This window comes from Pseudomonas sp. MOIL14HWK12:I2, assembly GCF_000510745.1.
Lineage (GTDB): Bacteria > Pseudomonadota > Gammaproteobacteria > Pseudomonadales > Pseudomonadaceae > Chryseomonas > Chryseomonas oryzihabitans.
In genome coordinates this window covers 598,983-625,888 of sequence record NZ_AZOA01000003.1, presented here as the reverse complement: position 1 = coordinate 625,888, position 26,906 = coordinate 598,983, and the positions used below count along the sequence as shown (strand labels likewise).

Sequence of the window (26,906 nt, the reverse complement as noted above, 5' to 3'; positions counted from 1 at the left end):
GACGGATGCTAAGAGCTCCGCCGGGGCTTTGCCACCGCTGTCGACGGCTTTTGTCGAGAGGTTCAGGGTTGGCGTCAGGCGATGCCGGGCGGAATCTGGTCCTTGCCGTAATCCTTGAGCTTTTCCAGATTTTCCGGCTTCTGGTGCTCGGGGACGTCGTCGCCGTCGGCGGGGGTGTCCAGGGGTTCCTGATCGCGGGTGTCTTCGCTCATGGCAGCGCTCTCGGCAGGGGATGTCCGACTTTGAGGGGGGCGCCGACCCGGCGGTTCCGCAGCGTCAGGCGCTGCCGTCGTCGCTGAGCCAGCCTTCGCGGTGGGCCAGGCGCCAGGCGAGCAGGGCGGAGATCAGGCCGCGCAGCGCCATGAAGGCAAGAAAGGCCAGCCACAGGCCGTGGTTACCGAGGCCGCGCAGCAGCCAGCCGAGCGGCAGCGCCAGCAACAGGGCCAGCAGCATCGAGTTGCGCATCTCCCGGGCGCGGGTGGCGCCGATGAAGAGGCCGTCCAGCAGGTAGCTGACCATGGCGATCAGCGGCAGCACGGCCAGATAGGGCAGGTAGGCGTGAGCCGCCTCGCGTACCGCGGCGATGTCGCTCTGCAGGGCGATGAACAGATCGCCGCCGAGGGCGAAGGCCAGGGCGAAGCCGAGGCTGGCCAGCAGTGACCAGCCACCGGCGATCACCAGCACCCGGCGCAGGGTGGCGCCCTCGTGGGCGCCCAGGGCATGGCCGGCCAGGGCCTCCACCGCATGGGCGAGGCCGTCGAGGGCGAAGGCGGTGACCAGCAGGCCATTGAGCAGCAGGGCGTTGACCGCCACCGTGGTCTCGCCCAGCTGGGCGCCCTGGGCGGCGAACAGCAGGAACACCGCCTGCAGTGCCAGGGAGCGGATGAAGATGTCGCGATTGACCGCCAGCAGCGGCCGCCAGCTGGCGAGGCGGCGCAGCGCCGGGCGATCGATCCGGCCGGGCCACAGCCGCAGGCGGCGCAGCACCAGCCAGAGGCCGAGCAGCATGCCGCTCCATTCCGCCAGCACCGAGGCCAGGGCAATGCCTTGCACCCCGGCGCCGAGACCCAGCACAAAGCCGGTTACCAGCAGCAGGTTCAGGGCATTGGTGGTGAGCAGCAGCACCAGCGGCGTGCGCGCATCCTGGGTGCCGAGCAGCCAGCCGATCACCGCGTAGCTGAGCAGCGCCGCGGGCAGGCCGAGCAGGCGCAGGTGCAGGAAGCGCGCGGCCAGGTCGGCGAAGGCGGGATCCAGGCCGAGCCAGGCGAGCAACGGCTCCAGCGCCAGGCTGGCGGCCAGCAGCAGGAGCAGCGACAGACCCAGCCCGAGCAGGCCGGCCTGCAGGAGGATCTGGCGCAGGGCGGCGCCGTCGCGGCGGCCGCTGGCCTGGGCGGCGAAGCCGGTGGTGCCCATGCGCAGGAAGCCGAGGATGCCCAGCAGGGCGGTGTAGAAGGCGCCGCCCATGGCCACCGCGGCGAGTTGACGGGCTTCGGGCAGATGACCGGCGATGGCGCTGTCGACCAGGGTCACCAGCGGCACGCTGAGATTGGACAGGATCATCGGCGCGGCCAGGGCCCAGACGCGGCGGTGCAACAGGGGGTGACGCCAGTCGGCAAGCAGGGTGGACATGGGCTAATCGCAGCGGCGGCGGAGGGGGCATTGTAGGCCAGCCGGCCCGGGTGGTCCTCCGCCGCAGCGCCTGCGGGGGTCAGTCCAGTTGACCGCCGCCTTCGCGCAGGTCCGCCTGGGTGGTCGCCGCGCAGGTGAGCGCCAGGCGCAGGCCGGCGATCAGGGTCTCCAGGGCCATGGACGGCGCGCCGGGCTGAGCGGCGGCCTGGGCCGGCAGGTAGGGAATATGGATGAAGCCGCCGCGTACCCCGCTGCCCTGCAGGCGATGCTGCAGGCCGTAGAAGACGTGGTTGCAGACGAAGGTACCGGCGGTCTGGGACACCGCCGCGGGAATGCCGGCGTCGCGCAGGACCCGGGTCATGGCCTTGATCGGCAGGGTGCTGAAATAGGCCGCCGGGCCACCAGCCACCACCGGCTCGTCGATGGGCTGGCGTCCGGCGTTGTCGGGGATGCGGGCGTCGTCGACGTTGATGGCGATGCGCTCCAGCGACAGCTCGGCCCGCCCGCCGGCCTGGCCGACCGCCACCACCAGGGTCGGGCGATGGCGCTCGAGCAGCTCATCCAGCACCCGGAGCGCGGTGCCGAATTCAGTTGGCAGCTGCGCCGCGACCACCGGCAGATCGCCGAGGCACTCGCCATCCAGCCGGCGCACGGCTTCCCAGGAGGGGTTGAGGGTCTCGCCGCCAAAGGGCGCGAAACCGGTGAGCAACAGGGTCATGGGATACCTCACATCAGCAGATAGAGCAGCACCACGTTGCAGGCCAGCACCGCCAGGGCGGTGGGGACCTGGGCCTTGATCACGGCATTCTTGTCGTCCAGCTCCAGCAGGGCCGCCGGGACGATGTTGAAGTTGGCCGCCATGGGCGTCATCAGGGTGCCGCAGTAGCCGGAGAACATGCCGATGGCGGCCATCACCGCCGGATCGGCGTGGTAGACGCCCACCAGCACCGGCACGCCGATGCCGCCGGTCATCACCGGGAAGGCGGCGAAGCCGTTGCCCATGATGACGGTGAAGGCGGCCATGCCCACCACATAGACCACCACCGCCACCAGGCGCAGGTCGAGGGCCACGTAGGCGGTGGCCAGGTGCGCCACCGCCTTGCCGACGCCGGCGTCGGTAAAGACCAGGCCGAGCATGGCCAGGGCCTGGGGCAGGACCAGCGACCAGCCCAGGGCATCGGTCAGGCGCCGCGATTCGCGCATCGCCTGGATCGGGGTGTCGCGGGTCAGCCAGCAGGCCAGCGCCAGGGCCACCAGGGCGCCCAGGCCGAGGGAGACGAAGGTGACGTTCTTCGGGTCGAGCAGCGGCAGACCGGCGATCTGCACATCCTTGAGCAGGACGCTGCCGATCACCGTCACCACGGGAATGGCCAGCGCCGGAATGAACAGGCGATTGCCCAGGCGGCCGGCGCTGGCACGGGTCTCGCGTTCGGGACGACTGGCGTGATGACCGCTGCCCACCGCACCGCAGCCGGCGAGCACCGCCATCAGCAGCACCCCGGCGCCCACCCAGGCGGGTGGCAGGCGATCGCCGATCAGGAAGACCAGGCTGAACAGGCCCCAGAACAGGCCGCTGGTCCAGCGCTTGGGGTGCTGACGATCGGCCAGGGTCATGACCGCGGTCAGCGCCAGGATGGCGCCGGCCAGCCAGAACAGGTACTGGATCGACAGGATCATGGCCGCACCTCCCGGTTCGCGGTCAGCTCGCGATAGAGCTGGCGATCGAATCGGTGCAGGCGCAGGGCGTGGATGAAGAAGGCGCAGAGCGCCGTGGGAATGCCCCAGAGGGCGATGTGCAGGGGTTCGACATCGAGTCCGGCGCCGAGCAGGAAGGTGTGCATCAGGGCGATGGCGCCAAAGGCGACGAAGATGTCCTCGCCAAAGAACAGGCCGACATTGTCGGTGGCGGCGCAAAAGGCCAGCAGCCGCTGGCGCAGGGCCTCGGGCAGGCGGCCATGGAGTTTTTCGGCGGTGCCTTCGGCCATGGGCGCCAGCAGCGGCCGCACCATCTGCGGATGGCCGCCGAGGCTGGTCAGCCCCAGGGCGGCGGTGGTCTCGCGGACGAAGAGATAGAAGATCAGCAGGCGGCCGACGGTAGCGTTGCGAAAGCGGGCGATCCAGTTCTGCGCGTGCAGGCGCAGGCCGTGGCGTTCGAGCAGGCCGATCACCGCCAGTGGCAGCAGGATGATCAGCGGCAGGGCGCGCGCCTTGATGAAGCCGGTGCCGATGGCGGCGAGCAGCGCCTCGGGGCTGAACTGGGCGGCGATCCCGGTGGCCACGGCGGCCAGGGCGACGACCAGCAGCGGATTGAACCTCAGCACGAAGCCGACCACGATGACCAGCACGCCCAGCAGCGGCCAGAGGTTGACGGTGGTTTGCATAGGTGGATGTCTCCAGCGGGTCCACCGCGCTCCGGGCAGACGGTGCGGCGGACGGTAGGAAGCCGCGGGCGGCTTCGGCTGATCCAGGCAGTGCCCGCGGCACCGCTCGTTATTGTTGTCAGACGTCACTTGGCATAACGCCGGCTGGCATCTTTCGCCGCCGGCGGAGCTGGCGTCCAGCAAATAAAACTGTTCGCCGCCGATAGGGAAAAGCGGGGCAGACAAGCTCGCCGGTGGGGGTAAAGTGGCGAGGTAGCCTTGTCGAGGTCCCCATGAATCTGCGCTTTCTCGATACCTTCGTCTGGGTCGCCCGCCTGGGCAGTTTCCGCCTGACGGCGGAAAAGCTGTCCACCACCCAGGCGGCCATTTCCAGTCGCATCGCCGTGCTGGAGAGCGAACTGGGCGTGCAACTGTTCCTGCGCGACTCCCGCGGCGTGAGCCTGACCGCCGAGGGCCATCGGGTACTGGGCTACGCCGAACGGATGCTGGCCACCCAGCGCGAGCTGCACGAGGCCCTGGGCCATGGCCAGACCCTGGAGGGCCGCCTGCGCATCGGGGTGATGGATACGGTGATCCACAGCTGGCTGGACCAACTGATCGCCGCGGTCACCCAGACCTATCCGGCCATCGAGCTGGAATTGACCGCGGACACGGCGCTGAATCTGGCCGAGCAACTGGCGCGGGGGCAGCTCGACCTGATCTTCCAGACCGATCTCCTGCGCGCCGAGGGCATCCGCAATCTGCACCTGGCCAGCTATCCGGTGCGCTGGCTGGTGGCCAGCGACAGCCATCTGGCGCGGCCCTACGCAAATCTGGCCGAACTGGCGGGCGAACGGCTGATCACCTTTTCCCGCCATTCCCGCCCGCACCAGGACATCCTCGGCCTGCTCCAGCGCGAGGGCATCGCCGAACCACGGGTCTGCTGCATCAACTCGGTGGCGGCCATCATCAAGCTGATGGGCGAGGGCTTCGGCATCGGCGCCCTGCCGCCGGCCCTGGTGATCGAGGAATTGGCCCGTGGCAGTCTCATGCCCCTGCCGCTGGCCGGCCCGCCGCCCTTCGATGTCCAGGCCAGCTGGCACGGTGGCGCCGGCCTGGCGCTGAGCGAGGCGGTGGTGGCCCTGAGCCAGACGGTAGTGGCCGACTGGTGCACGCGCCTGGGCCCGGAGCGCGCCTTGCCGGTGCTGGTCTAGCCAAGGTGTTTCAACAGCTTCTTATCGCCAGCGCCCGGAATCTTTTGTTGGACAGCGGCGCTCCGGCTTTCCGACACTCGAGCTACCTTCTCAGAGGATCCTGTCATGCCCGCTCGCCTGCTGCTCAATTGCGATTCCGGTGAAAGCTACGGTGCCTGGTCCATGGGTGACGACGCCCATGCCATTCCCCTGGTCGACCAGGCCAACCTGGCCTGCGGCTTCCATGCCGCTGATCCCCTGACCATGCAGCGCGCCGTGACCCTGGCGGTGGCCAACGGCGTGCAGATCGGCGCCCATCCGGCCTATCCCGATCTGGTGGGCTTCGGTCGGCGGCCCATGGCCTGCACCCCGGCCGAGGTGGAAGCCATGATCCTCTACCAGATCGGCGCCCTCGACGCCTTCTGCCGCGCCGCAGGCGTGCGCGTCGAGTACGTGAAGCCCCATGGCGCCCTCTACAACGCCCTGGTCAAGGACGATGCCTTGCTGAGCGCCGCGCTTTCCGCCTGCGCCCGCTATCGCCAGGGACTGCCGCTGATGGTGCTGGCCAAGGCCGACAATGATCGCGAGCGCCGGCTGGCCGAAGCCGCCGGGGTACCGCTGCTGCTGGAAGCCTTCGCCGATCGCGCCTATCTGGCCGACGGTTCCCTGGCTCCGCGTGGCCAGGTCGGCGCCGTCCATCACGACCCCGAGCGCATCCTCGCCCAGGCCGTCGCCATCGCCCGCGGCGAAGACTTTCCCGGTTTCGATGGCCAGCCCATGCGGCTGCAGGCCGACAGCCTCTGCGTGCATGGCGACAACGCCGAATCCCTGGCGGTGCTGCGGCGGCTGCGCGCTGCCCTGGACGCCCTATGATCGTCTGCAAGCCTTTTGGCGTTGCGGCGCTGCTGCTCGAACTGGCCGAGCATCCCGATGCCGAGCTGCCCCCGCGCATCGCCCGCCTGGGCGAGCGGATTCGCCAGCGCTTCGGCCCGGCGGTGACCGATGTGGTGGCGGGCTGGACCAGCCTGCTGGTGCACTACGATCCCCTGCGCTTGACCCTGGCCGAGCTACAGGCCGGCCTCGACCCCCTGCTGGCCGACTGGCCGGGCGCCGCGCCAGCGGGCGAGGGCGGGCGCCTGCACCAGGTGCCGACGCTCTATGCCGGCCCCGATCTGGCCGAGGTGGCCGAGCGCTGTGGCCTGAGCGAGGGCGAGGTCATCACTCTGCACAGCGGTCGTGACTATCAGGTGGGCGCCATCGGCTTCATGCCGGGCTTCGCCTTTCTTGGCGAACTGGACGAACGCCTGGTGCTGCCCCGGCGCAGCACGCCGCGGACCCACGTACCCGCCGGCAGCCTGGCCATCGCCGAGCGCCAGACCGCCGTCTATCCCCAGGCGTCGCCGGGCGGCTGGAATCTCATCGGTCGCTGCCTGTGGACGGTCTTCGATGCCCGGGCCGAGCCGCCGTGCCTGCTGGCACCCGGTGATCGGGTGCGCTTCGTACCCGTCGACGAAGCGGCCTTTCGCGCCCAGGGAGGTCAGCCATGAGCGGACTGCAGGTCATCAAACCCGGTCCCCTGACCCTGCTGCAGGATCTGGGGCGCCAGGGCTGGCAACACCTGGGGGTGGCGCCCTCGGGGCCCATGGACGGCCATGCCGCGCGCTGGGCCAATCGCCTGGTGGGCAATCCGGTCGCGGCGCCGCTGCTGGAGATCGCCCTGGGCGGCGCCGAATTCGAGATCGAGACCAATACCTGGCTGGCGCTGACCGGTGCGCCGCTGGACGCCCGCCTGGATGGCGAGCCCCTGCCGGCCTGGTCGTGTTTTCCGGTAAGAGCTGGCGCGCGCTTGCGCCTGGGCTTCGCCCAGTCCGGGCAGCGCGCCTACCTGGCCGCCGCCGGTGGCGGCTTTCAGGCGCCGGCGACCCTGGGGAGCGTGGCCAGCAACCGGCGCGAAGGCCTGGGCGGGCTGGAGGGCCAGGGCGCGCCGCTCGCGGCCGGCCAGCGGCTGGGCTGCGCGGCGGTGAGCGCGCTGCATGCCCACGGCTGCGGCCCGGCCGCGCGTTTCGTGCCGGACTATCGCGAGGTGCCGACCCTGCGGGTGATCCTCGGTGGCGACGCCGAGGCCTTCGGCCCGGCGCAGCAGCAGGCGCTCTGCATGCAGTCCTGGCGCATCAGCCCGCAGTCCGATCGCATGGGCATCCGCCTGGCCGGCGAGGTGCCCCTGGCGCCCCCGCGTCGCCAGTGGTCGCTGGGCGTGGTGACCGGTGCCATCCAGGTGCCGCCCGATGGCCAGCCCATCGTGCTCATGGCCGATCGCCAGACCATGGGCGGCTATCCGCTGCTGGGCTTCATCCACCCGCTGGACCTGGCGCGCCTGGCCCAGTGCCCGGCCCATCACGAGGTGCGCTTCGCCCCGGTGGAGCTGGCCGAGGCCCAGGCCGAGTGGCGGCGGTTCCTGGCCTTCTTCGGCGGCTGACGATGCAACCGGTCACGGCTGAGGAATCTTGTCCGCTTCGATGAGTCGCACGCTCAGGGGCGACGCCGACTTCCCTTTCTCGGCGTCTGGCTTGAAACTTGCCTCACACGTCCCCCTGAGACGACCGACAAGAAGGAGCTGGAACCGGCGATGAAAACTCCCAAACGCATCGAGCCGCTGATCGAGGACGGCTTGGTCGATGAGGTGATACGGCCCCTGATGAGTGGCAAGGAAGCGGCGGTCTACGTGGTGCGCTGCGGCAGCCAGGTACGTTGCGCCAAGGTCTACAAGGAGGCCGACAAGCGCAGCTTCCGCCAGGCCGCCGAGTATCAGGAAGGGCGCAAGGTGCGTGGCAGTCGGGAAAACCGCGCCATGGCCAAGGGCTCCAAGTTCGGTCGCCGCGAGCGCGAGGACAACTGGCAGAACGCCGAGGTGACGGCGCTCTATCGCCTGGCCGATGCCGGGGTGCGGGTGCCCAAGCCCCACGACTTCCTCGACGGCGTGCTGCTGATGGACCTGGTCACCGACGGCAATGGCGAGGCCGCGCCGCGGCTCAACGACGTGACCCTCACCGCCGAGGAAGCGCTGCGCTACCACGAGCTGATGATCGGCCAGATCGTGCGCATGCTCTGCGCTGGCCTGGTCCACGGCGACCTCTCCGAATTCAACGTGCTGCTGGCCGAGGACGGCCCGGTGATCATCGACCTGCCCCAGGCGGTGGACGCCGCCGGCAACAACCACGCCTTCCGCCTGCTGGCGCGGGACGTGGAGAACATGGCGCTGTATTTCGGTCGCTTCGCCCCGGAATTGCGCAAGACCCGCTATGCGCCGGAGATGTGGGCGCTGTTCGAGAAGGGCGAGCTGTTCGCCAATACCCGCCTGACCGGCGAATTCGTCGAACGCGAAGGCCAGGCCGACGTCCATGCGGTGATGCGCGAGATCGAGGCCGCCCGGCGCGACGAGGAGCGTCGCCAGGCCGCACGGCGCGAGCAGGACGAGCCCAGCGTGCGCGAAGAACCGCCGCCGCCCTGGCTAAGCTGATCGTTAAGTAGAACGATTAGCGCTGCGATGAGACGAACGGCCCCAGTGGTCGGGCGATGAACGGCGTCCTCCGGGCGCCAGCGCGCTAAACTGGGCACTGAACAGCACAGGACTCTTTTCATGCAAGGCCATCCGGACGTCATCAACTACCTCAACCAGCTGCTGCGCGGCGAGCTGGCGGCGCGCGACCAGTACTTCATCCACTCTCGGATGTACGAGGACTGGGGCCTGATGCGCCTGTACGAGCGGATCGGCCACGAGATGGAAGAGGAAACCCAGCACGCCGATGCCCTGCTGCGCCGCATCCTCTTCCTCGAGGGCACGCCGGACATGCGTCCCAACGCCATCACCGTCGGCCAGACCGTACCGGAGATGCTGCGCGCGGACCTGGCGCTGGAGTACGAGGTACGCGAAGCCCTGGCCCAGGGCGTGGCCCTGTGCAACCAGCACAAGGACTTCGTGACCCGCGAGATCCTGGTGGTGCAGCTGGAAGACACCGAGGAAGACCACGCCTACTGGCTGGAGCAGCAGCTGGGCCTGATCGACAAGATCGGTCTGCAGAACTACCTGCAATCGCAGATGAAGGGCGGTACCACGCCCCATGGCGCCGGCCTCTGAGGTCGACCGAGCGGCGCCGCCGGGCGCCGCTCAGGACGTGCGGGCGTCGTCCTCCGGTGCCCGTGGCAGATAGAGCGAGATGCAGGTGCCCACGCCCGGCGTGGTGTCGACCTGGATCTGGCCACCCGACTGGTGCACGAAGCCGTGCACCATCGACAGGCCCAGTCCGGTGCCCTGACCCGGCGGCTTGGTGGTAAAGAAGGGATCGAAGATCCGCTCCAGGATCTCCGGCGCGATGCCGGTCCCGGTGTCGCTCACCTTGACTCTCACGTAATCGCCTGCTGGCAGGTCCTCCGGTCGCTCCGGCGCATCCTCCGGCAGATTGGCCGTGGACAGCCGCAGCTGGCCGCCCTGGGGCATGGCGTCCCGGGCGTTGATCGCCAGGTTGAGCAGGGCGCTTTCCAGTTGCACGGCATCGATCACCGTCGACCAGAGCGGCTCAGTAGGCTCGGCCTGCACCTCGATCGCCGGGCCGACGCTGCGGCGGATCAGCTCTTCCATGGCCAGCATCAGCTCGTTCACATCAGTGGGTTTGGGTTCCAGCGTCTGCCGCCGGGAAAAGGCCAGCAGCCGCTGGGTCAGGGAGGCCGCGCGCGCAGCATAGGCCTGGGCGCCACCGAGCAGCCGGTCGAGCTGGTCGGTCCGGTGCTGCTGCAGGCGGCGCTCGATCAGCTCCAGGCTGCCGATGATGCCGGCCAGCAGGTTGTTGAAGTCGTGGGCGATGCCGCCGGTCAACTGGCCGATGGCTTCCATCTTCTGCGCCTGGTGCAGCGCCTGCTGCGCCTGGGTCAGCTCGGCGGTGCGCTCGATGACCCGCTGTTCGAGGGTCTCATTGGCGGTCCGCACCGCCTGGAACAGCTGGGCCTGCTCGATGGCGATGGCCGCGCGAGCGGCCAGGGCAACCATCAGACGTTCGTGGCGGGCGTTGAAGCGCCCCGGCTCGGGATGGCCGAAGCCCAGCCCGCCCAGCACCGTGCCGCTGCGGGCCACCACCGCGACGGCCAGATAGCTGCGCACCGGCAGCCGGCCCGCGTGGCAGCCTTGCGGCGCCAGGGCGTGGTCGAACTGGAGATCGTTCGCCAAGTCATCGCTGCGGACCACGCCCGCGCTGCCCAGGGTGGTGACGAACAGGGCAGTGGCGGCGGATTCTCCGATCTGCTCGAAAAGGTCCCGCTCGACGCCGGACAGGGTGAAGCGCTGCAGGCGTCCGCCACCTTCTTCATGGCGTTGATGAAAGTAGGCGCCGAATTCCGCGCCCGTCAACTCCACCCCGGCATCGGTCACGGTCTGCACCAGGTGCGCGAGATCCAGCTGGCTGGCCAACTCCGTGTCGATGCGCTTGAGGGCTTCGAGGGTGCGGGTTTCCTCGCGCAACTCGGCCTCGGCCTGCTTGCGGTCGCTGATGTCGACCAGGAATTCGAAGGCGCTGCCATCGGGCAGGCGCTTGGCGGCCACCAGCGCCCAGCCGGTCGAGCCGTCGCGGCACCGATAGCTGCGCTCCTCGGGCGGCACCTGAGCGTCGGCATGGGGCAGTAGCGGTGCGGGCCAGGCGATGCGCCCGGCGGCCAGGTCCTCGCGGTCATGGCCGCTCATGCGCAGGAAGGCGTCATTGGCATCGATCAGCCGCCCCTCGGCATCGAAGCAGAGGGCGCCCACCGTCTCGATTTCCAGGGCGGTGCGGAAGCGTCGTTCGCTGGCCTCCAGCGCGGCGCGCGCCAGATGGGCTTCGGTGACGTCCTGCCCCTGGCAGAAGATGCCGATCACCTGGCCGGTTTCGTCGGTCAGGGGTTCGTAGATGAAATCCAGGTACAGGGTGCGGACCGGTTCGCCCGCGGTTTCCAGGCGCAGGGGCTGGTGCTCGGCGACGAAGCGGCGACCGCTGCGATAGACCTGTTCGAGCCACTCGAAGTAGCCCTGATTGTGCAATTCGGGAAAGACCTCGCGCACCGTCAGGCCTTCGCGGGGCCGGCCATCGAACAGGCGGCTGTAGGCGACGTTGACGAAGTCGAAGACGTGATCCGGGCCGCGCACGATGGCGACGAAGCCGGGCGCCTGCTCGAACATCCGCCGCTGGCGGGCGGCATCCGCGGCCCGACGGCGCTCGTCGAGGATGCGCTGGGTGGTCTCGTGGCCCTGGTTGAAGATCCCGGCGATCTCGCCGCCTTCGCCACGGATCGGGGTGAAGCTGTAGTTCCAGTAGGTCTCGGTGACCACCCCCTGGCGCAGCATCGGCAGCAGCTGGTCGAATACCGAAAAGCCCTGGCCGCTGCTCAGGACCTGCCCGAACTGCGGCCCCACCACCGGCCAGATGTCCTGCCAGACCTCCTGCGCCGGGCGACCCAGGGCCCAGGGATGCCGCTCGGCGGGAATCGGCGCCCAGGCATCGTTATAGAGCAGCAGCAGGTCGGGGCCCCAGTAGATGGCGGTGGGAAAGCTGGAATTCAGGCAGATGCTCAGTGCGGACCTGAGAGATTGCGGCCACTGAGAGGGCGGGCCCAGTGGGGATTCCGACCAGTCGTGACTGCGCAGCCGGGCGCCCATCTCGCCACCGCCGGCGAGAAAGTCCAGTTCGTTCCAGTCGGCAAGCTGCGCTGCCATCTATCGTGTCTCCCCACCCACCGCCGTAGTTCCAGCCGTTCAGACCACAATCGAACCGGAACTGCAGGACCGGGCGCGGATTTTTTCGGCCGCGGCCTTACAGCCGGGGCGCATAGCGCTCGATGGCTTCGGGCAGGGCCCAGCCGGCGGCGAAGGCCAGCACCAGTACGACCAGGGGCAGCAGCACCCACCAGGTCCGCGGCGGGATCGGCTCCAGGCGATTGCCGCCGGTCTTCTGCAACAGCGCCAGGCTCAGGCCGCAGAAACCGCCGGCGAGTAGGGCGCCGGCCAGGATGTCGGTGGGCCAGTGCACGCCCAGGTAGACGCGGCTGAGGGCGATGAGCACCGCCGGCAGGGCAGCGATCACCAGCCAGGCGAGGCGCCCGCGCGGACCATAGCGGCGGCCGACGAGGATGCCCAGGGTCAGGAAGAAGGCGAAGGAGGCCGAGCTGTGGCCGCTGGGCAGGCTGTAGGTGGTCAGGGGTTCGGCGAGCACATCGGGGCGCGCGCGGGCCAGCAGATTCTTCAACTGGCCGTTGGCCAGGGCGGTCCCCAGGGTGGTGCCCAGGGCGAACAGCAGCGGGCGCCACTGGCGGAAGGCGGCCAGCACCAGGATCAGCACGGCGGCCAGGATCAGCTGGGTACGGAAATCGCCCATGCGGGTGATGACCACGGCAACCAGGTTGAGCCAGCCCTCGCGATGCTCCTGCACCAGCGCCATCAGGCCTTCGTCGAAGGCGCGCAGGTGGTGCCAGCCGAACAGCAGGGCCAGCAGCCCGGCCAGGCAGAGGGCGCCGCTGATCAGCGTGGTGCCGGCGCGCTCGCGCCAGGCACCATGGGCGATGACCGCCACCAGCACCGCGATGCCGCCGAGGATGATGCCGGCCTGCTGCCAGAAGCCTTCCGGCAAGGGTAGGCGGAAGGCCGCGCCAGTCACCCAGCCCGGGCCGAGGTAGGCGATGGACCAGCCGGCGGCGGCCACCAGGCTGACGCTGACGAATTTGACCAGGGGCATGTCCAGCATGCCGGCGATCAGCGGCAGCAGCGGGCGCAGCGGACCGATGAAGCGACCCACCAGCAGACTGGCCACGCCGTATCTGTGGATGAAGCCCTCGGCCGAGCCGATCCATTCCGGATGGGTGCGCAAGCCGGGCAGGCGGCGGATGCCTTCATGGAAGCGCCGACCGATGAAATAGGACACCGCATCGCCAAGGATGCCGCCGAGGAAGCCCAGCAGCAGGGTATCGAAGAGATTGAGCGCGCCATTGCCGGCGGCGACGGCCACGGCGAACAGGATCACCGTGCCGGGTACCACCAGCCCGGCCAGGGCCAGGCACTCGAGAAAGGAGATGATGAAGATGGCCACGCCCAGCCACTGGTGGTGCTGGTTGATCCACTGGGTCAGGCCGTCTAGCAGTTCCGTCATCGAAAGGCTTCCTGGGGGCTGGGGGTTGCGTCCTCAGACCCATGGGGAAAGCCTTGGTTGCCTCAAGGACGCGGATCGAGACGCAACGCCTCGGGGCCGGGGGATTGTAAATCGCGCTCGGGAATTTCCCAGACCAATAACTGTGGCGGGGTTTGTCGGAAGGCGGGACTGGCGAAATAGTCCCGTGCCGCACCGGCGAAATGCCCGCCGTCCTTGGCGAAACGCCCGACGCTGGCGCCCAGGGCCTGTTCCAGGAAGGGCAGGAAATTGGAATTGCGCGAGAAGGAGGTGCCGATGAGCGCGACGTTGGGCAGGTCCCCATCGCCGAACAGGTCATCGCTGGCGCCGGCCGCGGCGTGGCTGTCGACCTGGGTCAGGCGCAGCACCTCGGGGGTCGGCTGCAGGCGCGGCGGCAGCCAGTCCAGGCCGGCCAGGCGCACCAGGTCACCGGGTCGCGGTGCCGGCGCCAGCAGCGTACGCGTGAAGGCCCGTGCCGGGCTGGCCTGGAAGGGCAGCGCCTGGATGCGCAGCGCCAGGGCGCGGGCCGCGGCCTCGGCACCGGCCTCGTTCCAGTGGGTATCGGTGCGCAGGAAGGCGGCGCTGCCCAGGGGCGTGAGCGCCGTGGTCAGGTCGAGCACCGGTACCCGCGCGGCACTCAGCATCCGCGTCCAGTCGGCGACCCGATTGGCGAAGGCGACCGGGCGTCGCAGTCCGCACAGCTGGTCGGCGGCGATGCGACTCTTGTCCGGCACCACGGCGACCAGCAACTGGATGTGCCGGGCGGCCAGTTGCTGGCGCAGTTCGATCACCGTCTGGGCACGGGCCCGGGCATTGGCGGCGGCCTGGCGCGAGACCTCGAGTTCTTCGGCGAGAAACAGCCAGCCGGGGCAGCCCTGGCGCACCCGGGGTCCGCTGTCGCCCAGCAGCAGCCAGCTGGCGCCGCGTTCCAGGCGGGCGGCCGCTTCCGGCAACGGCGCCTTGGCCAGTTCCTTGGCGATGTGGTGGGTGATCTCGCCTTCGAGCAGGGCATGGCGATCCACCCTTTCCGGCCAGAGCGAAAGGCGATCGGTGAGCAGCGCCCAGGCGCAGGACAGCAGGCCGATCGCCAGGAACAGGGCGAAGACCACTCCGGCGAGCGGGGCCAGCCGCGCGCTGCTGGCGCTGGGCGGTTGCGGTGCGGGTGAGGGCGGCAGGGCGGGAGCGCTCATGACGGCGGCCTCAGAACTGGAAGTAGAGGAAGGGTACGGCTTCGCGACTGGCGATCAGCGCGAAGCAGAGCAGGAAGCCGGCCACCGGCCAGGCGGCGCCGAGGACGCGCAGCAGGGCGCTGTCGGGCAGGCGCGCCTCGATGCGCGCCTGCCACAACGGGGCCAGGATGCAGGCCACGCCCAGGGCGGCGGCCAGGCCGTGCACGGGTCTCAGGGTCACGGCCAGGGCATCGCCCAGGGCGAAGCCGTGCAGACCGAACTGGCCGGCGTACAGCGACAGCGCCGTGGCGAAGTCCGGCGCGCGGAACAGCGTCCAGGCCAGGGCCACGAACAGCAGCGTCAGGCCATGGGCCAGGGGCCGCGGCAGCGGCCGGCCGCCGAGTTCGTCCCAGAGCCGGTCCAGGCACAGCGCCAGGCCGTGCAGCATGCCCCAGAGCAGGTAGTTCCAGCTGTCGCCACCGTGCCAGAGACCGGCGATGGCCATGGTCAGGAAGAGGTTGCGATAGGTGCGCCAGCGACCGCCGCGATTGCCGCCCAGGGAGATGTAGAGGTAGTCGCGCAGCCAGCTGGACAGCGACAGGTGCCAGCGCCGCCAGAAATCCTGGATGCTGCGGGCGAGATAGGGCCGGTTGAAGTTTTCCGGAAAGTGGAAGCCCAGCATCAGGCCCAGGCCGATGGCCATGGCGCTGTAACCGGCGAAGTCGAAGAACAGTTGCAGCGAATAGGCCAGGCAACCGATCCAGGCGTCGACGAAGGAGGGCTGGTCGAGGTGGAAGGCCACGTCCACCAGCGGCGACAGGGTGTCGGCTACCAGCACCTTCATGCACAGGCCGATCATGAAGCGGCGCGCGCCGAGGGCGAAGTTCTCGCGATTGAACCAGCGCTGGTTGAGTTCGCGGCGTACCCAGTCGTAGCGGATGATCGGGCCGGCGATGGAATGGCCGAACATGGAGATGTAGGTGGCGTAGTTGACGAAGCTGCGCTCCACCGGCACCACGTGGCGATGGACGTCCACCAGGTAGGAGATGGCCTGCAGCACGATAAAGGACAGCCCGGCCGGCAAGGCCACCTTCTGCCAGTCCAGCGGCAGGGCGCCGGCGGTCACCAGCACCTGGCTCCAGGTGGCGGCGACGATGTTGGCGTACTTGTACCAGCAGAGCACCGCCAGGTTGATCACGATCAGCCCGGCGAGCAGCTGCAGTCGGGTCCTCGAGCCTTCGCGCGCGCGATCCACCAGCAACCCTCCGACCCAGGCCAGCAGCGCCAGGGCCATGTGCAGCAGCAGGAACAGCGGACTCAGCCAGCCATAGAACAGCCAGCTGCCCACCAGCAGCACCCCGTTGCGCCCGCCGGGCCGCGCCAGGGCGTAGACCAGCAGGAACAGCGGCAGGAAGAGGGTGAGGAATTCCAGCGAGGCGAAGACCATCGAGCGGCTGTCCTTAGTGGGCGATAGCGTCCTGGGTGGCGAGCAGCCGCGGACCGCTGGCGCCAGGCAGCAGCAGCACGCTGTAGCGCTCGCCGGCCCTGAGTTCGCCCAGGTCCAGCGCTGCGCCCGTGGCCTGGCCGGCGCAGGTCAGCTGCACCTTGAGCGCCACGGCGTTGAGACTGCGGCGCTGCAGGGTGCCGTCGGCCACGTCCTTGAAGATCTCGGCATTGCGCCCGGCCGCCTGCAGGCCCGGGGTCGCGCACTGCGGATCCAGGCTGTAGAAGGCCAGCGAGGCCTTGAGCGCATTGAAGTCGTCGGGTTGCTCGCGTACCAGGCGCTGGACCAGCGGGGTGCCGGGCAGGACCACCAGGGTGGCGAATTCACCGGCGGCCACGGTCAGCTCCAGCGGGGCCTTGGCCGCGCCCTGGACCAGTTCGCCCTTGATCGCCTTGGTCGCCGGCACGGTCAGGTAGTCGGAGACCGGCTTGGCGGCCTCCAGCTGCAGCCGCGCGGCGGAGCCGGAGGCCTGCAGCGCCAGGGGCTGGCTGCCGGCGTTGACGAAGCGGAGGAAGGCCGAGTCTTCGCTGGGGCCGGTGGGGTAGAGGGACACCTCGGCCTGGGCGACCCCGCCCACCAGCAGGCCGAGCAGCAGCAGGGCCTTCACTGGGCGGCTCCCTTGAGCTTGTCGGCAGGCAGCTTGTTCAGGGCGTCGACGATGGCCGAACTCCAGGACTTGTAGCCCGGACCGGTCAGGTGCTGGCCGTCGATGGTGGCCCACTGGCCGGGCTTGGCGAAGCTCAGGGAGTCGATGTAGCTGCAGGGCGCGACGTTGCTGGCGAGGAAGCCGGACATCAGCTTGACCCGCTCGAAGGTCTTGCCGTACTTGCCGCCCTCGGTGCCCCAGGTCGGACCGACCCAGGCGCAGTGGGTCTTGGTGGCGGCGATGGCCTTGGTCAGGCTGGTGGTCTGCTGCCAGACCCAGGTCTTGGGAAAGCTGGGGTTGGTGTAGCTGGCCATGGTGTCGCCCATGACGATCAGCACCAGATCGGGCTTGTCGGCGGCGATGAGCTCGTTGATCGGCTGGGTCGCCGCCTTGCCGCCGAGCACCACGGCCTTGTCGCCGTTGCGCCGCTCGGCGCCACCGCAGGTGCCGGGGGTGACCTTGAGCCAGTCGCCGGCGTTGGTCCCGCAGATACCCAGGGTGTGCACCTTGGCGCCCTGTTGCACCAGGCTGTCCTGCAGGGTGCCGATCAGGTAGTCGGGGGTGGCCAGATGGCTGTCGCCGATCATGAGAATGGTGAGGCCGGTGAGGAGGCTGGCTGCCATGGGAGCTCCGTGAATCAGTTGTCGTAGGGGGAACGATAGGGACTGACCGGCAGGGCGAGTGCACGGTCCTGGGGTTCCAGCGCATAGCGCAGATAGACGCCGCCATTGAGCTGTTGGAAATCGCGACCGTTGTCGACGCCGAGGTTGCCGCCGACGAACAGCTGGCGACCGAGCTGGTATTCGGTGGCGCCGTAGAGGCTGTAGCCGAGACTGGTCTTGCTCTGGCCGCCATAGACCGCCGGGGCGCCGAGCGCCTGGCTCGCCGCGGCCTGCAGGCGGGCGTCGGTCGGGTAGAAGTCGGCGCCGTCCTGCTCGATGCGTTGCAGGCCCACCGCGCCGCGCAGCTGCCAGGTCCAGCGATCGGTGCGCTGCGACCAGGTCAGGGGGACGCCCAGGGCATAGAAGCGCTGCGGACTGAAGTAGCCGCCATGGCCATAGGTGAAGAAGGCCTGGTTGTTGTCGTAGGCGATGCCGGTGAACGACAGGCCCAGGGTCAGGCGACTGTCTTCGCTGTTGATCAGGTAGCGGTATAGCCCGGTGCCCAGCTCGGTACGGCTGTTGTCGGCGACATGGTTGCCCAGCAGTCGGTACCAGGAGGCATAGGCATAGGCACCGAACTGGCTGTCGTCGTAGCCGAGCTGGCCGCGCACGCCATTGGCGGTCACGCCACCCCATTGCTGGCCGGTGCGGGCGTCTTCGCTGCCGGCAAAGGAGGTCAGGCTGTCGATCACCGCCCGGCGCGAGGCCGAGAGGCTGTAGCGGCTGTGGTCGGTCAGCGGTCGCTCCAGGCTCACCCCGCCCACCGCGGTGGCATAGAGAAAGCCCAAGGGCGTGGTGCCGGCGTCGGCCTTGAGGCCGAGCTGGGGATCGCTGTAGGCCACCGCCAGGCCCACGCCGCTGTCGCTCTGGCTGCCCGGCGCGGCGTCCGGCGCGGCCTGGGTAGCGGCCGGGCCGCCACCGAAGCGACTGCGGGCGTCGCTGCCGACACTGCCGGCAGTCAGGCTGACCGGGGTGACCCGCACGGCCAGGCGCACATCGCCCAGCGGGAAGTCGATCTCCAGCGGCGCTTCCACGTCGGTGAGCTTGCCGAGGCCGCGTTCGTTGTCGTTGCTGCGCACCGTCAGGCCCTGGGTGATCCGCGCGCTACGGGTCTGCAGCAGGTCGTCGAGGGCGCGCTCGGCGGCGCTGTCCTGCGGAGCGACTGGCGCATCCGCCAGCGGGGCGGCCTTGGCCGCCGCCAGCAACTGGTCGGCGGTCGGCGGAATGGCCTGGCTGGCCAGGGTGGCGCTGCCGCGGCGCGGGCCGAAGGGATTGGCCGGGGCGCTGGCCAGGGGCCGCGCGGTCTCGGCGTCGCGGCGCTCCACCGCCACCACCTGGCGCAGCAGCTCGGTAGCCCGACCGTCGCGACCCAGGGCGCGATAGAGGCGCGCGGCCTCGGTCAACACCCCGACGTCGTCGGCGCCCAGGGTTACGGCGCGTTCGAGGGCGCGCTCGGCATAGGCGTTGTCCCGGGCACGCACGGCGGCATCGGCCGCACCCAGTTGCAGCCGGGGGTTGTCGGGGGCGCGGCGCAGCAGGGGTTCATAGAGGCGCAGCGCCTTGTCGGCCTCGCCATTGGCCAGGTACAGCCGCGCCAGGGCGGCGTTGGCCAGGTCATCGTCCGGACGCTGGGCCAGGGCCGGTGCCAGGGTGTCGTAGGCGGTGACCAGATCGCCGCGCTCGCGCAACTGGTCGGCCTGACGCACCCGGTAGCGATAGAGCAGGTCGTCATAACCCTGGCGCTGCGCGGCGGTCAGGCGCTGTCCCTGCAGATCGTGCAGCAGGGCATTGACTTCGTCGTCGGCGCCACTGCGCAGCAGCACCTCGCCGTATTGCAGGCGCAGGGCGGGATCGGGCGTGCGTTCGCGGGCCAGGACATCGCGCAGCAGGCGCAGCCCGCGTTCCGGGTCACCGGCCTCGGCATAGGCCGCCGCCAGGCCACCCAGGGCGGCGGGGCGCTCGCCGGCTTGCGGCTCCAGGGCCGCCAGCTGGCGCCGCGCGGCCTGCTGCTGGCCGCGGCGGGCCAGGTCACGGGCGGCGCTTACCCGGGCATCGAAGTCGAGATCAGCGGCCAGCCCCGTCATGGCCGGGGTGCGCTGGGCCGGCGGGATGCGCCCGAGCAGCGCGCGCGCCGCGGCGGGATCCCGCTGCTCCAGGGCGAACAGGGCGCGGACATAGAGCGCTTCCGGGCGCTGGGGGTCCTTGGCCAGACCGCTGTCCAGGGTCTGGCGGGCGGCCGCCTCCTGACCCTGGCGCAGCTGCAGGCGGGCCAGGGCCAGCAGTGTCCAGACATCGTCCGGATCGGCGCGTCGGGCGTCTTCCAGGGCGCGACGGGCCCCCTGGAGATCGCCACGGCCCTCGGCCAGCTTGGCTTCCTGCAAGGCCTGGGTGGCCTTGAGCCGATCCAGGTTGCCGAGCCTGGCACGTTCGGCCGGGGTCAGGGTGTCGAGCAGGCGCAGGGCCTCGGCCGGACGCTCGCTCTCGGCGAGCAGATCGATCAGGCCCCGACGGGCTTCGAGATTGCGCGGATCCTGCTGCAGGATCCGTCGATAAGCAGCCTCGGCGGCGTCCAGCTGACCGGTCTGGGCCTGCAGTCCGGCCAGGGCCAGCGGTGCTTCCGGGCGCTTGGCGTCCAGCCGCAACGCCTGTTCCACGCGGGCACGGGCGGTGCTGAAGTCGTTGGCCTGCTGGGCCTTGCGGGCCTGGGCGAGCAGCGCCCAGTAGCGTACCTCGGCCAGCGGCGCCTGCCAGCGCGCCCCGCCCGGCTGACGGGTGGCGCGGTTCAGCAGCGCTTCGGCTTCGTCGAAGCGTTCCTGGCGCTGACGGACGATGCCCAGGCCGCCCAGGGCGTTGGCATCCTCCGGCGCCACCTTGAGGCGCGCCTGGAAGGCGCTTTCGGCAGCGCCCAGCTCATTGCGGCGCAAGGCTTCGATACCGCGGGCCAATTGCGGATCCAGACCGCCGCTGCGACTCAGGGTACGGCCCTTTTCCAGCTGGGCGCGCAACTCGGCGTCATCCGGGTGCTGGCGCAGATAGGCCTCGAACAGCGGTGCCTCGGCCGGACCGGGCGGACCGCTCCAGACCAGGGCCTGGCGCCAGTATTCGGCGGCTTCGCCACCGATGTCCTTGCGCGTGCTCAGCTCCGCCAGGGCCTGGATGCCGCGGCTGCGACTGGCCGGAAAGCGCGCCAGGTGCTTGGCCTGGATCAGCATCAGCGCCGGATCGCTGGGCTGCAGCTTGCGCAGACGCTCGATGCCCGGACCGGCTTCCTGCCAGCCATTGGGGGTGTAGGCGAGGATGTCGTAGTACTCCCGCGCCAGATCACCCTGGGGCAGGCGGCCACCAAACAGCTGACGATAGAGCGCCAGTGCCTGCACCGGCTTTTCTTCGCTGACCAGCTGGCGGGCATCCACCAGGCGCTGCGGATTGTCGCCACTGGCCAGGGCGATGTCCTGCTCCAGCTGCAGGGCCTGCTGGGGCACGGGCTTGAGCGCCTGCAGGCGGCGCAGATAGGCCTGGGCGGCCGGCAGCCGGTTGGCCTGCACCTCGATCAGTCCCAGGCCGTACAGCGCCTCGGGCTGCTGCGCATCCAGTTCGAGCAACTTGTTCCAGGTCTCCTGGGCGCGGGGCGCATTCTTGCGCGCCTGCCAGAAGTGACCCTGCTCGAGGAGCAGCGCTTCGGGGGTACCGGCCGCCTGGGCCAGCGGCGGCAGCAGCAGACCGGTCAGCAGGGTAGCCAGCAGCGGTGCACGGGTCATGGTCTAGCGCTCCAGCCGCTGACGGGCGCGGGCGCGTAGCGCCGCATGGAGCAGGCCGGCCAGCAGGGCCACGCCCAGGGCGCTCAGGCCCAGCATCAGCAGCGGATGGCGAGCCAGTTGCCAGCGAACATAGAGCAGCGGCCCGAGGCTGCCGACGTGATAGGTCTCGTCGGCCACCAGGCTTTCCACCTGCTGGCCACGCACCGTGGCCAGGCTGCCCTGCAAGGCCTGGGCATAGTCTTCCCGGGTGGTCAGGGCGCGGCTGATGTCGGCCAGGCCCTCCGGGCGGGCGGCGACCAGGGCCACCACGCTGCGACCGCTCCTGAGCGGCGATTCGAAGCCGGTGACGAAGGCCGTACCGGCACCGCCACTGGCACTCAGGGCCGCGCGACTGCGCTCCAGGCTGGCCGCGTTGTCGCTGCCGAACCACTGGCGCACCTTGAACGCCAGGTCGGATACCTCGAAGCGCTGGCCGTTGCCGGTGAAGCCGGCGGGCAACTGGGCGGCCCAGCGTTGCAACAGCGGCTGGTCGGCGCCGCTGGCGATCAGCAGTAGATCCTTGTCGGCCAGGCCGTCGACCTCGCCGGCACGGGCCACGGTGACCGCGGTGGCGGGATAGCCGGTGGAGCTGCCGAAGCGGCCGAGCACGTTGAGGTAGGTGTCGATCTCCGCCGCGCTGGGCGCATCGGGCAGGATCACCGCGGTTTCGCTCAGGTCCGCCAGGCGAGTGAAGGGAAAGCCACTGTCCTTGAACACGCCCAGGTTGGGCAGGGCGATGAAGTGCCGATAGCCGGAGAGATCCAGGGTCGAATCCGGTTCCAGGGTGCCGCGCATGTTGTCGATGATGACGTCGCGGCATTCGCCCTGCTTGAGGTAGTCGTACATGAAGCGGAATTGCAGGCGGGCCTGCAGCGCCTCGCCCTCCAGCGGCAGCCGCACCTCGGCTTCGCGCGGCAGTTCCTCGTCCTTGATCAGCCCCAGCAGGCCCTGGTCCAGGTGTTCCTGGGACGGCAGGGCGATGGACTGCACGAAGCGGTCGTTGAAACTCACCAGCAGCGAGGAATTGGTCGCCACCGGCTGTGGGGTGTAGCGGTACCTGAGGTGCAGCGGCAGCCCCTGGTTGCGCCAGAGGAACAGATCCGGCGGCAGCCGCAGCGGCACGCTCATGGTACCCGAGTCATAGCCGGAGACCGCCAGTTGCTTGGGCGTGGCCAGTTCGCCCAGGCGTACCGGTCGGTCGCTGGGCAGCCAGTTGGGCGCATCGTAGGGCTTGCGCGGTTGCAGCGCCTGCAGGGTGTCGAAGGTCATGCTCTGGCCGGAGAGGGTCTGGTGACCCAGGGCCACGGCGCTCGCGGCGCGCTTGAGTTCGTTGGCATCGCGGCCGGAGATCACCAGCAGCTGACCCTGGGGATCGAAGGGGTTGGCCAGGATGTCGACCCGCGCCGTCGCCGGTGCCGGCAGACTCAGGCCAAGGGTCTTGGCGCGCTCTTCGCTGGTGACCAGCACCACCGCATTGCCCTTGGCCGGCAGGGCGTTCTGGCTGCTGGGAAAGCGGGCGCCGCGATAGCTGGCCAGGGCGCTGAACCAGGACGACAGGGTGCCGGCGGCCTCCAGGGTGCCGTTGTCGGCCGCACCGGCGATGACGAAGGGCAGCTCCAGCTGCCGGGCATCGCGGCGATCGAAGAACGGCTGCGGCAGGCGCGCCAGGTCCGGTGCCAGGTCCAGGCGACTGACCTGGACGTCCAGGCGGCTGCCATTGCTCACCTTGGCCCAGAGGCTGGAGTGCAGCGGGTCTTCGCACTGCATGGTGTAGTGGCCGATCAGCTGGATACTCAGCCGGTTGAATTCGGTGATCAGCCGCGGCGGGATGTCCACCACCCGGGTCTGGGGCGTGCCGGCGCCTTCCTTGGGCAGCGGAATGCTGGCGGCGACCTCGTCGTTGACCAGCACATTGAGCTGGGACAACTCCGGCAGCAGCGCCGGGGAATAGGTGTAGTTCAGCGTTACCTTGGCGGCGCTGACGATCTCGTCGGCGCGAATGTCGAAGCCGACTCCGTCCCGGCTGTCGATGCCGCGCAGATTGAAGGGATAGACCGCGCCGAGCTGCTTGAAGCTGTTGTCGTAGCCGCTGCCGGCCACCGCCACCGGCGGCGCATTCTGGGCCAGGGCGAAGGCGGGCGCGGCACCCAGGGTGGCGAGCAGCAGGGGGGCGAGACGTAGCGACACGGTCATGGGCGGTCCAGGGAGGCGGAGGAGGAGGGCGCCGTGCGCCGGGAAGGTCGGCTCAGGCGCCAGACGTTGCGATTGAGATCGGCGATGCCGCGCAGGCCGATCTGACTGACCTCGCGCAGCGAGCCCAGCAGGGAATCCGGACGGTGATTGCCCCAGGCCTCGGCCCAGAGATCGGCGCGGGAAAAGGTCATGCGCACCAGCTCGCGCTGTTCGGTCACGCTGAGTTCGGCGAAGCGGGTGCCCACGGCGCCGGCGCGGCTGAAGGCCACGGTGGCCGGGAAGCGACGGCTGCGACCGTTGCGGCTGAGTTCGACCTCTACCGCGCTGCCCTCGGGCAGATGCAGGCCCGCGGGCAACTTCAGGCCGATGCCGCTCTGGGAAAAGTCCAGGGTGCTGCATTCCAGGCGGCTGCCATCGGCGAGCACGAGTCCGGCCGGCAGCGTGGCGGCCACCCGGGGTTCGGCGCGCACCTGGCGCGTCTCGCTGGCCACGGCCACCGCGGCACTGGCGATCACCAGGTTGTAGAGGGTCCAGACCAGGTTGATGGCGACCGTGGTCACCGCCTCGGGATCGCCTAGGAACAGCCGACCGATACCCACGCCCAGGCCGAGCAGATTGAGCGCCAGCAGCACGATGTAGGGACGCGCCAGCTCCCAGTCGAAGTAGTCGCTGGCGATGATGCCGCCCTTGTCGGTGACGTTGAACTTGCCCAGCCGCGGGTTGATCAGCGCCAGCAGCGTGGGCCTGAGGATGTACCAGGCCAGTACCGTCTCGTAGACCTCGTTCCAGAAGGAGTGGCGGAATTCGCCCTGGATGCGCGAGTTGGTCAGGTTCGAGTGCAGCACATGGGGCAGCACATAGCAGGTGATCAGCAGCGCCGAGGCATGGAAGATCTGCGCGCTGAACAGCAGATAGGCCAGCGGCGCGGTGAGGAACACCAGCCGCGGCAGGCCATAGAAGAAGTGCAGCATGGCGTTGAGGTAGCAGAGCCGCTGGCCGAGGGCGAGGCCCTTGCCCAGCAGCGGATTGTCCATGCGAAAGATCTGCGCCATGCCGCGGGCCCAGCGGATGCGCTGGGCGATATGGCGCGACAGGCTCTCGGTGGCCAGGCCGGCGGCCTGGGGAATGCCCAGGTAGGCGGTGTTGTAGCCGAGCCGGTTGAGCTTGAGCGCGGTGTGGGCGTCCTCGGTCACCGTCTCGGTGGCCACGCCGCCGACCTCTTCCAGCATGGTGCGTCGGATCACCGCGCAGGAGCCGCAGAAGAAGGTGGCGTTCCACAGGTCGTTGCCATCCTGCACCAGGCCGTAGAACAGCTCGCCCTCGTTGGGCACGGTGCGAAAGGTCTTGAGATTCTTCTCGAAGGGATCGGGGGAAAAGAAGAAGTGCGGGGTCTGCAGCATGGCCAGCTGCGGGTCCTTGAGGAACCAGCCCAGGCAGACCTGCAGGAAGGAGCGGGTCGGCACGTGGTCGGCATCGAAGATGGCGATGTACTCGCCGTCGGTCACCTTGAGCGCCGCATTGAGATTGCCGGCCTTGGCGTGCTCGTTGTTCTCGCGCACCAGGTAGGAGACGCCGGCGGTCGCGCAGAAGTGGCGGAAGTCCTCGCGACGACCGTCATCGAGTACGTGCACCCGCAGCTTGTCGCGTGGCCAGTCGATGGCCTGGGCCGCCAGGATCGACAGCTTCACGATGCTCAGGGCTTCGTTGTAGGTGGGGATGAAGACGTCCACGGTGGGCCAGGCGGCCGGGTCGGCGGGCAGCGGGACCGGCGTGCGGCGTAGCGGCCAGATGGTCTGCAGGTAGCCGAACACCAGCACCGCCAGGGCATAGAGTTCGGCGGCCACCAGCCCGTAGCCGAGCACCATTTCCAGCGGCGTCTCGAAGCCCAGGGTGCTGGTCAGGCGCCAGTAGAGATAGCGCAGCGACGCCAGCAGCGACAGCAGGATCAGCGCGATCACCGGCAGCCGTCCGGGCAGCCGACGCAGCATCAGGGCCGCGCCGAAGCAGCCGACGGCGAACGCCGCCTGTTCTTCCAGCGCCAGGGGCACGCTCACCAGCAGGGCGCCCAGCAACGCGGCGGCCGTCCAGGCGAACAGCTGCAGCCACAGCGGCGCCGCGGGCGGCACCGGCGGGGCGTCGGCAGCGCGCGCCGCGCGGCGCTGGCGAACCTGTTCCAGGCGGTCGAGAAAGCTCATGGCTAGGCGCGCGCGGCGTGCTGCACGGGCGAGCGAAGATCGCCGAGCAAGGCCTCGCCCAGCTCGGCCAGGCCACGCGCCCAGGCGTCCTGGACGCTGGCCAGACCCTGGCCCAGGGCTAGGGCCTGCTCCAGATCGGGGCTTTCCGGCAGTACGCCCAGCAGGCGTTCGCCCCAGGATTGCGCCACGATGGCGGCGATGTCCTGGCTCAGGGGGCGGGCGGGATCGACCCGGTTGAGCAGGTGCAGCGGAGTGACCTGGCCGCTGCAGCGCTGCCACTGGCGTTCGAGGCGCGGCAGACTGGCGTAACCGGTCGCATCCGCGGTTGTCACCCCCAGAATCCGGGTGGCCAGGGCCAGGGCCTGACGACTCAGGGGCGTCGAGCCCGTGGGGCAGTCGAGGATCACCAGGGTATCGGCCGGGACGTCCAGCGCCTGCAGGCGGCGGGTCAGCCACTGGGTGTCGGTGGCCAGGGCCTGCTCCAGAGCCTGCAGATCCAGCTCGTCGGGGGCGCCAAAGGGCACCAGGCGCAGGCGCTCGTCCACCGCCAGGCAGACGGAAAGCGGCGCCCTGACCGAGCCGGTGGTGGACGACGCTTCCTGCAGCAGCAGCGAAGACAGCACGTTCTGACTGTCCAGCTCCACCAGCAGCACCGGCTGGCCGCTGCGGCTCAACGCCTGGGCCAGGCCCGCGGCGATGACTGTCTTGCCGGTGCCGCCCCGGGCCGACATCAGTGCCAGCACCGGACCGGTCAACCGCGGCAGCGTGCGACTCAGCGCCTGGTCCAGGGCGGCGACCGCCTGGTTGGCCTGGCGGCTGCTGTGCAGCTGCGCCAGCTGCCGCGACAGCGGGGGCAGGGCGTCCGGTTCAGCCTGAGCGGCCGCCTCGGCCACCGTGACGACCGCTTCGACCTGGGCGCTCGGCGCAGGCTGCGGCTGAGCTGCGGCTGGCAAGAGGGTTTCGTGGGGCACCGGCTCGGGGGCTTCGAACTCATGGTAGCGCTGGGGGTCACCGCCGAAGGAGCGGAACAGATTGGCAATATCCAGCGAACGGACCATGGCGACTTCCGAAAAGGTGAAGGGTCTGCGTGAATGCTTGACGTCAAAATTATGGCTAAAAGCCATCAGGTGTCATTTTTTGTGGATACTGTCACGCGGAGTTCGTGACGCACCAATTGAAAATGCGTATGCGGGCATCGAAGCGGAGCGAACGGATCGTCTCGCTTTTCAGCGCCGGCTCGCTTCAATGTTTAGATCACCTCGGGCACCCGTCAACGTCACGCCTGGCGCCGTGCGGACGAAAGGCATGACGCGGGGACGGGGCGGTCGCGGTGGCGACGAACGCGGGGACGAGCGGTCGTTTCGGCGGCGCTGGGCAGGGT

21 protein-coding genes are annotated in these 26,906 nt (G+C 69.6%); 6 read left to right on the top strand and 15 right to left on the bottom strand.

The window, feature by feature from the left end; translation table 11 throughout:
* Positions 1 to 74: 74 nt before the first annotated feature.
* The 5 genes from PSK12I2_RS25010 to PSK12I2_RS0102850 all read right to left on the bottom strand — a co-directional run bounded on the left by PSK12I2_RS25010 (position 75) and on the right by PSK12I2_RS0102850 (position 4,010).
* On the bottom strand, positions 75 to 212 hold the full coding sequence (locus PSK12I2_RS25010; protein ID WP_007159685.1) for a hypothetical protein: 138 nt from the start codon (positions 210 to 212) through the stop codon (positions 75 to 77).
* 64 nt (positions 213 to 276) lie between these two features.
* The gene (locus PSK12I2_RS0102865) at positions 277 to 1,629 is read right to left on the bottom strand and encodes an MATE family efflux transporter (RefSeq protein ID WP_027597221.1); all 1,353 of its coding nucleotides are present in this window, start codon (positions 1,627 to 1,629) and stop codon (positions 277 to 279) included.
* Positions 1,630 to 1,708: 79 nt separating this feature from the next.
* Positions 1,709 to 2,347 (bottom strand): pyroglutamyl-peptidase I, encoded by a 639-nt coding sequence (gene pcp, locus PSK12I2_RS0102860; protein ID WP_027597220.1) that lies wholly within the window; start codon positions 2,345 to 2,347, stop codon positions 1,709 to 1,711.
* A gap of 8 nt (positions 2,348 to 2,355) precedes the next feature.
* Complete coding sequence (locus PSK12I2_RS0102855) at positions 2,356 to 3,306, bottom strand: DUF979 domain-containing protein (protein ID WP_027597219.1); 951 nt, start codon at positions 3,304 to 3,306, stop codon at positions 2,356 to 2,358.
* Positions 3,303 to 4,010 carry a DUF969 domain-containing protein gene (locus PSK12I2_RS0102850; RefSeq protein ID WP_027597218.1) on the bottom strand — a complete coding sequence of 236 codons (708 nt, stop codon included), beginning with the start codon at positions 4,008 to 4,010 and terminating at the stop codon, positions 3,303 to 3,305. Before PSK12I2_RS0102850 ends, PSK12I2_RS0102855 begins: the two co-directional genes overlap by 4 nt.
* 272 nt (positions 4,011 to 4,282) lie before the next feature.
* On the opposite strand from PSK12I2_RS0102850, the gene PSK12I2_RS0102845 reads away from it, so the two are divergent.
* The 6 genes from PSK12I2_RS0102845 to bfr all read left to right on the top strand — a co-directional run bounded on the left by PSK12I2_RS0102845 (position 4,283) and on the right by bfr (position 9,317).
* A complete protein-coding gene (locus PSK12I2_RS0102845) occupies positions 4,283 to 5,203 on the top strand; it encodes a LysR family transcriptional regulator (RefSeq protein WP_027597217.1) in 921 nt (306 codons plus the stop codon).
* Positions 5,204 to 5,308: 105 nt separating this feature from the next.
* On the top strand, positions 5,309 to 6,055 hold the full coding sequence (locus PSK12I2_RS0102840) for a 5-oxoprolinase subunit PxpA (RefSeq protein ID WP_027597216.1): 747 nt from the start codon (positions 5,309 to 5,311) through the stop codon (positions 6,053 to 6,055).
* Entirely contained in the window at positions 6,052 to 6,729 is a 678-nt protein-coding gene (pxpB, locus tag PSK12I2_RS0102835) for a 5-oxoprolinase subunit PxpB (protein ID WP_027597215.1), read from the top strand. The genes PSK12I2_RS0102840 and pxpB overlap by 4 nt, the downstream gene beginning before the upstream one ends.
* The gene (locus tag PSK12I2_RS0102830) at positions 6,726 to 7,658 is read left to right on the top strand and encodes a biotin-dependent carboxyltransferase family protein (protein ID WP_027597214.1); all 933 of its coding nucleotides are present in this window, start codon (positions 6,726 to 6,728) and stop codon (positions 7,656 to 7,658) included. The genes pxpB and PSK12I2_RS0102830 overlap by 4 nt, the downstream gene beginning before the upstream one ends.
* A 150-nt stretch (positions 7,659 to 7,808) precedes the next feature.
* Positions 7,809 to 8,699, top strand: a complete 891-nt coding sequence (locus PSK12I2_RS0102825) for a PA4780 family RIO1-like protein kinase (protein ID WP_027597213.1) — start codon at positions 7,809 to 7,811, stop codon at positions 8,697 to 8,699.
* Positions 8,700 to 8,819: 120 nt separating this feature from the next.
* Entirely contained in the window at positions 8,820 to 9,317 is a 498-nt protein-coding gene (gene bfr / locus PSK12I2_RS0102820) for a bacterioferritin (RefSeq protein ID WP_007159675.1), read from the top strand.
* A gap of 30 nt (positions 9,318 to 9,347) precedes the next feature.
* Here bfr and PSK12I2_RS0102815 read toward each other — a convergent pair whose 3' ends face one another.
* The 10 genes from PSK12I2_RS0102815 to PSK12I2_RS24335 form a co-directional block, all read right to left on the bottom strand.
* Positions 9,348 to 11,915 (bottom strand): ATP-binding protein, encoded by a 2,568-nt coding sequence (locus PSK12I2_RS0102815; RefSeq protein WP_027597212.1) that lies wholly within the window; start codon positions 11,913 to 11,915, stop codon positions 9,348 to 9,350.
* Between the two features lie 97 nt (positions 11,916 to 12,012).
* Positions 12,013 to 13,341, bottom strand: coding sequence for a bifunctional DedA family/phosphatase PAP2 family protein (locus PSK12I2_RS0102810; protein ID WP_027597211.1), 1,329 nt, complete (start codon positions 13,339 to 13,341; stop codon positions 12,013 to 12,015).
* Between the two features lie 62 nt (positions 13,342 to 13,403).
* Positions 13,404 to 14,549, bottom strand: a complete 1,146-nt coding sequence (locus PSK12I2_RS0102805; protein WP_027597210.1) for a cell division protein FtsQ — start codon at positions 14,547 to 14,549, stop codon at positions 13,404 to 13,406.
* A gap of 10 nt (positions 14,550 to 14,559) precedes the next feature.
* Complete coding sequence (locus PSK12I2_RS0102800) at positions 14,560 to 15,975, bottom strand: MBOAT family protein (protein ID WP_027597209.1); 1,416 nt, start codon at positions 15,973 to 15,975, stop codon at positions 14,560 to 14,562.
* Positions 15,976 to 15,988: 13 nt separating this feature from the next.
* The gene (locus PSK12I2_RS0102795) at positions 15,989 to 16,639 is read right to left on the bottom strand and encodes an alginate O-acetyltransferase AlgF (protein WP_044342766.1); all 651 of its coding nucleotides are present in this window, start codon (positions 16,637 to 16,639) and stop codon (positions 15,989 to 15,991) included.
* Positions 16,636 to 17,301: a cell division protein FtsQ gene (locus PSK12I2_RS0102790; RefSeq protein WP_027597207.1), complete on the bottom strand. Its 666-nt coding sequence runs from the start codon at positions 17,299 to 17,301 to the stop codon at positions 16,636 to 16,638. The genes PSK12I2_RS0102795 and PSK12I2_RS0102790 overlap by 4 nt, the downstream gene beginning before the upstream one ends.
* Before the next feature lie 14 nt (positions 17,302 to 17,315).
* Positions 17,316 to 21,098, bottom strand: a complete 3,783-nt coding sequence (locus tag PSK12I2_RS0102785; protein ID WP_051398662.1) for a cellulose biosynthesis protein BcsC — start codon at positions 21,096 to 21,098, stop codon at positions 17,316 to 17,318.
* A gap of 3 nt (positions 21,099 to 21,101) precedes the next feature.
* Entirely contained in the window at positions 21,102 to 23,330 is a 2,229-nt protein-coding gene (gene bcsB / locus PSK12I2_RS0102780; protein WP_077171793.1) for a cellulose biosynthesis cyclic di-GMP-binding regulatory protein BcsB, read from the bottom strand.
* Positions 23,327 to 25,525: a UDP-forming cellulose synthase catalytic subunit gene (gene bcsA, locus PSK12I2_RS23580; RefSeq protein WP_037007469.1), complete on the bottom strand. Its 2,199-nt coding sequence runs from the start codon at positions 25,523 to 25,525 to the stop codon at positions 23,327 to 23,329. Before bcsA ends, bcsB begins: the two co-directional genes overlap by 4 nt.
* 2 nt (positions 25,526 to 25,527) lie before the next feature.
* Positions 25,528 to 26,583, bottom strand: coding sequence for a cellulose synthase operon protein YhjQ/BcsQ (locus PSK12I2_RS24335; protein WP_051398661.1), 1,056 nt, complete (start codon positions 26,581 to 26,583; stop codon positions 25,528 to 25,530).
* Positions 26,584 to 26,906 lie beyond the last annotated feature (323 nt).

Excerpts from the sequence above, each read along its gene's own strand:
- PSK12I2_RS25010 (WP_007159685.1), bottom strand. The coding sequence starts at position 212 with ATGAGCGAAGACACCCGCGATCAGGAACCCCTGGACACCCCCGCCGAC.
- PSK12I2_RS0102865 (WP_027597221.1), bottom strand. The coding sequence starts at position 1,629 with ATGTCCACCCTGCTTGCCGACTGGCGTCACCCCCTGTTGCACCGCCGC.
- pcp (WP_027597220.1), bottom strand. The coding sequence starts at position 2,347 with ATGACCCTGTTGCTCACCGGTTTCGCGCCCTTTGGCGGCGAGACCCTC.
- PSK12I2_RS0102855 (WP_027597219.1), bottom strand. The coding sequence starts at position 3,306 with ATGATCCTGTCGATCCAGTACCTGTTCTGGCTGGCCGGCGCCATCCTG.
- PSK12I2_RS0102850 (WP_027597218.1), bottom strand. The coding sequence starts at position 4,010 with ATGCAAACCACCGTCAACCTCTGGCCGCTGCTGGGCGTGCTGGTCATC.
- PSK12I2_RS0102845 (WP_027597217.1), top strand. The coding sequence starts at position 4,283 with ATGAATCTGCGCTTTCTCGATACCTTCGTCTGGGTCGCCCGCCTGGGC.
- PSK12I2_RS0102840 (WP_027597216.1), top strand. The coding sequence starts at position 5,309 with ATGCCCGCTCGCCTGCTGCTCAATTGCGATTCCGGTGAAAGCTACGGT.
- pxpB (WP_027597215.1), top strand. The coding sequence starts at position 6,052 with ATGATCGTCTGCAAGCCTTTTGGCGTTGCGGCGCTGCTGCTCGAACTG.
- PSK12I2_RS0102830 (WP_027597214.1), top strand. The coding sequence starts at position 6,726 with ATGAGCGGACTGCAGGTCATCAAACCCGGTCCCCTGACCCTGCTGCAG.
- PSK12I2_RS0102825 (WP_027597213.1), top strand. The coding sequence starts at position 7,809 with ATGAAAACTCCCAAACGCATCGAGCCGCTGATCGAGGACGGCTTGGTC.
- bfr (WP_007159675.1), top strand. The coding sequence starts at position 8,820 with ATGCAAGGCCATCCGGACGTCATCAACTACCTCAACCAGCTGCTGCGC.
- PSK12I2_RS0102815 (WP_027597212.1), bottom strand. The coding sequence starts at position 11,915 with ATGGCAGCGCAGCTTGCCGACTGGAACGAACTGGACTTTCTCGCCGGC.
- PSK12I2_RS0102810 (WP_027597211.1), bottom strand. The coding sequence starts at position 13,341 with ATGACGGAACTGCTAGACGGCCTGACCCAGTGGATCAACCAGCACCAC.
- PSK12I2_RS0102805 (WP_027597210.1), bottom strand. The coding sequence starts at position 14,549 with ATGAGCGCTCCCGCCCTGCCGCCCTCACCCGCACCGCAACCGCCCAGC.
- PSK12I2_RS0102800 (WP_027597209.1), bottom strand. The coding sequence starts at position 15,975 with ATGGTCTTCGCCTCGCTGGAATTCCTCACCCTCTTCCTGCCGCTGTTC.
- PSK12I2_RS0102790 (WP_027597207.1), bottom strand. The coding sequence starts at position 17,301 with ATGGCAGCCAGCCTCCTCACCGGCCTCACCATTCTCATGATCGGCGAC.
- PSK12I2_RS0102785 (WP_051398662.1), bottom strand. The coding sequence starts at position 21,098 with ATGACCCGTGCACCGCTGCTGGCTACCCTGCTGACCGGTCTGCTGCTG.
- bcsB (WP_077171793.1), bottom strand. The coding sequence starts at position 23,330 with ATGACCGTGTCGCTACGTCTCGCCCCCCTGCTGCTCGCCACCCTGGGT.
- bcsA (WP_037007469.1), bottom strand. The coding sequence starts at position 25,525 with ATGAGCTTTCTCGACCGCCTGGAACAGGTTCGCCAGCGCCGCGCGGCG.
- PSK12I2_RS24335 (WP_051398661.1), bottom strand. The coding sequence starts at position 26,583 with ATGGTCCGTTCGCTGGATATTGCCAATCTGTTCCGCTCCTTCGGCGGT.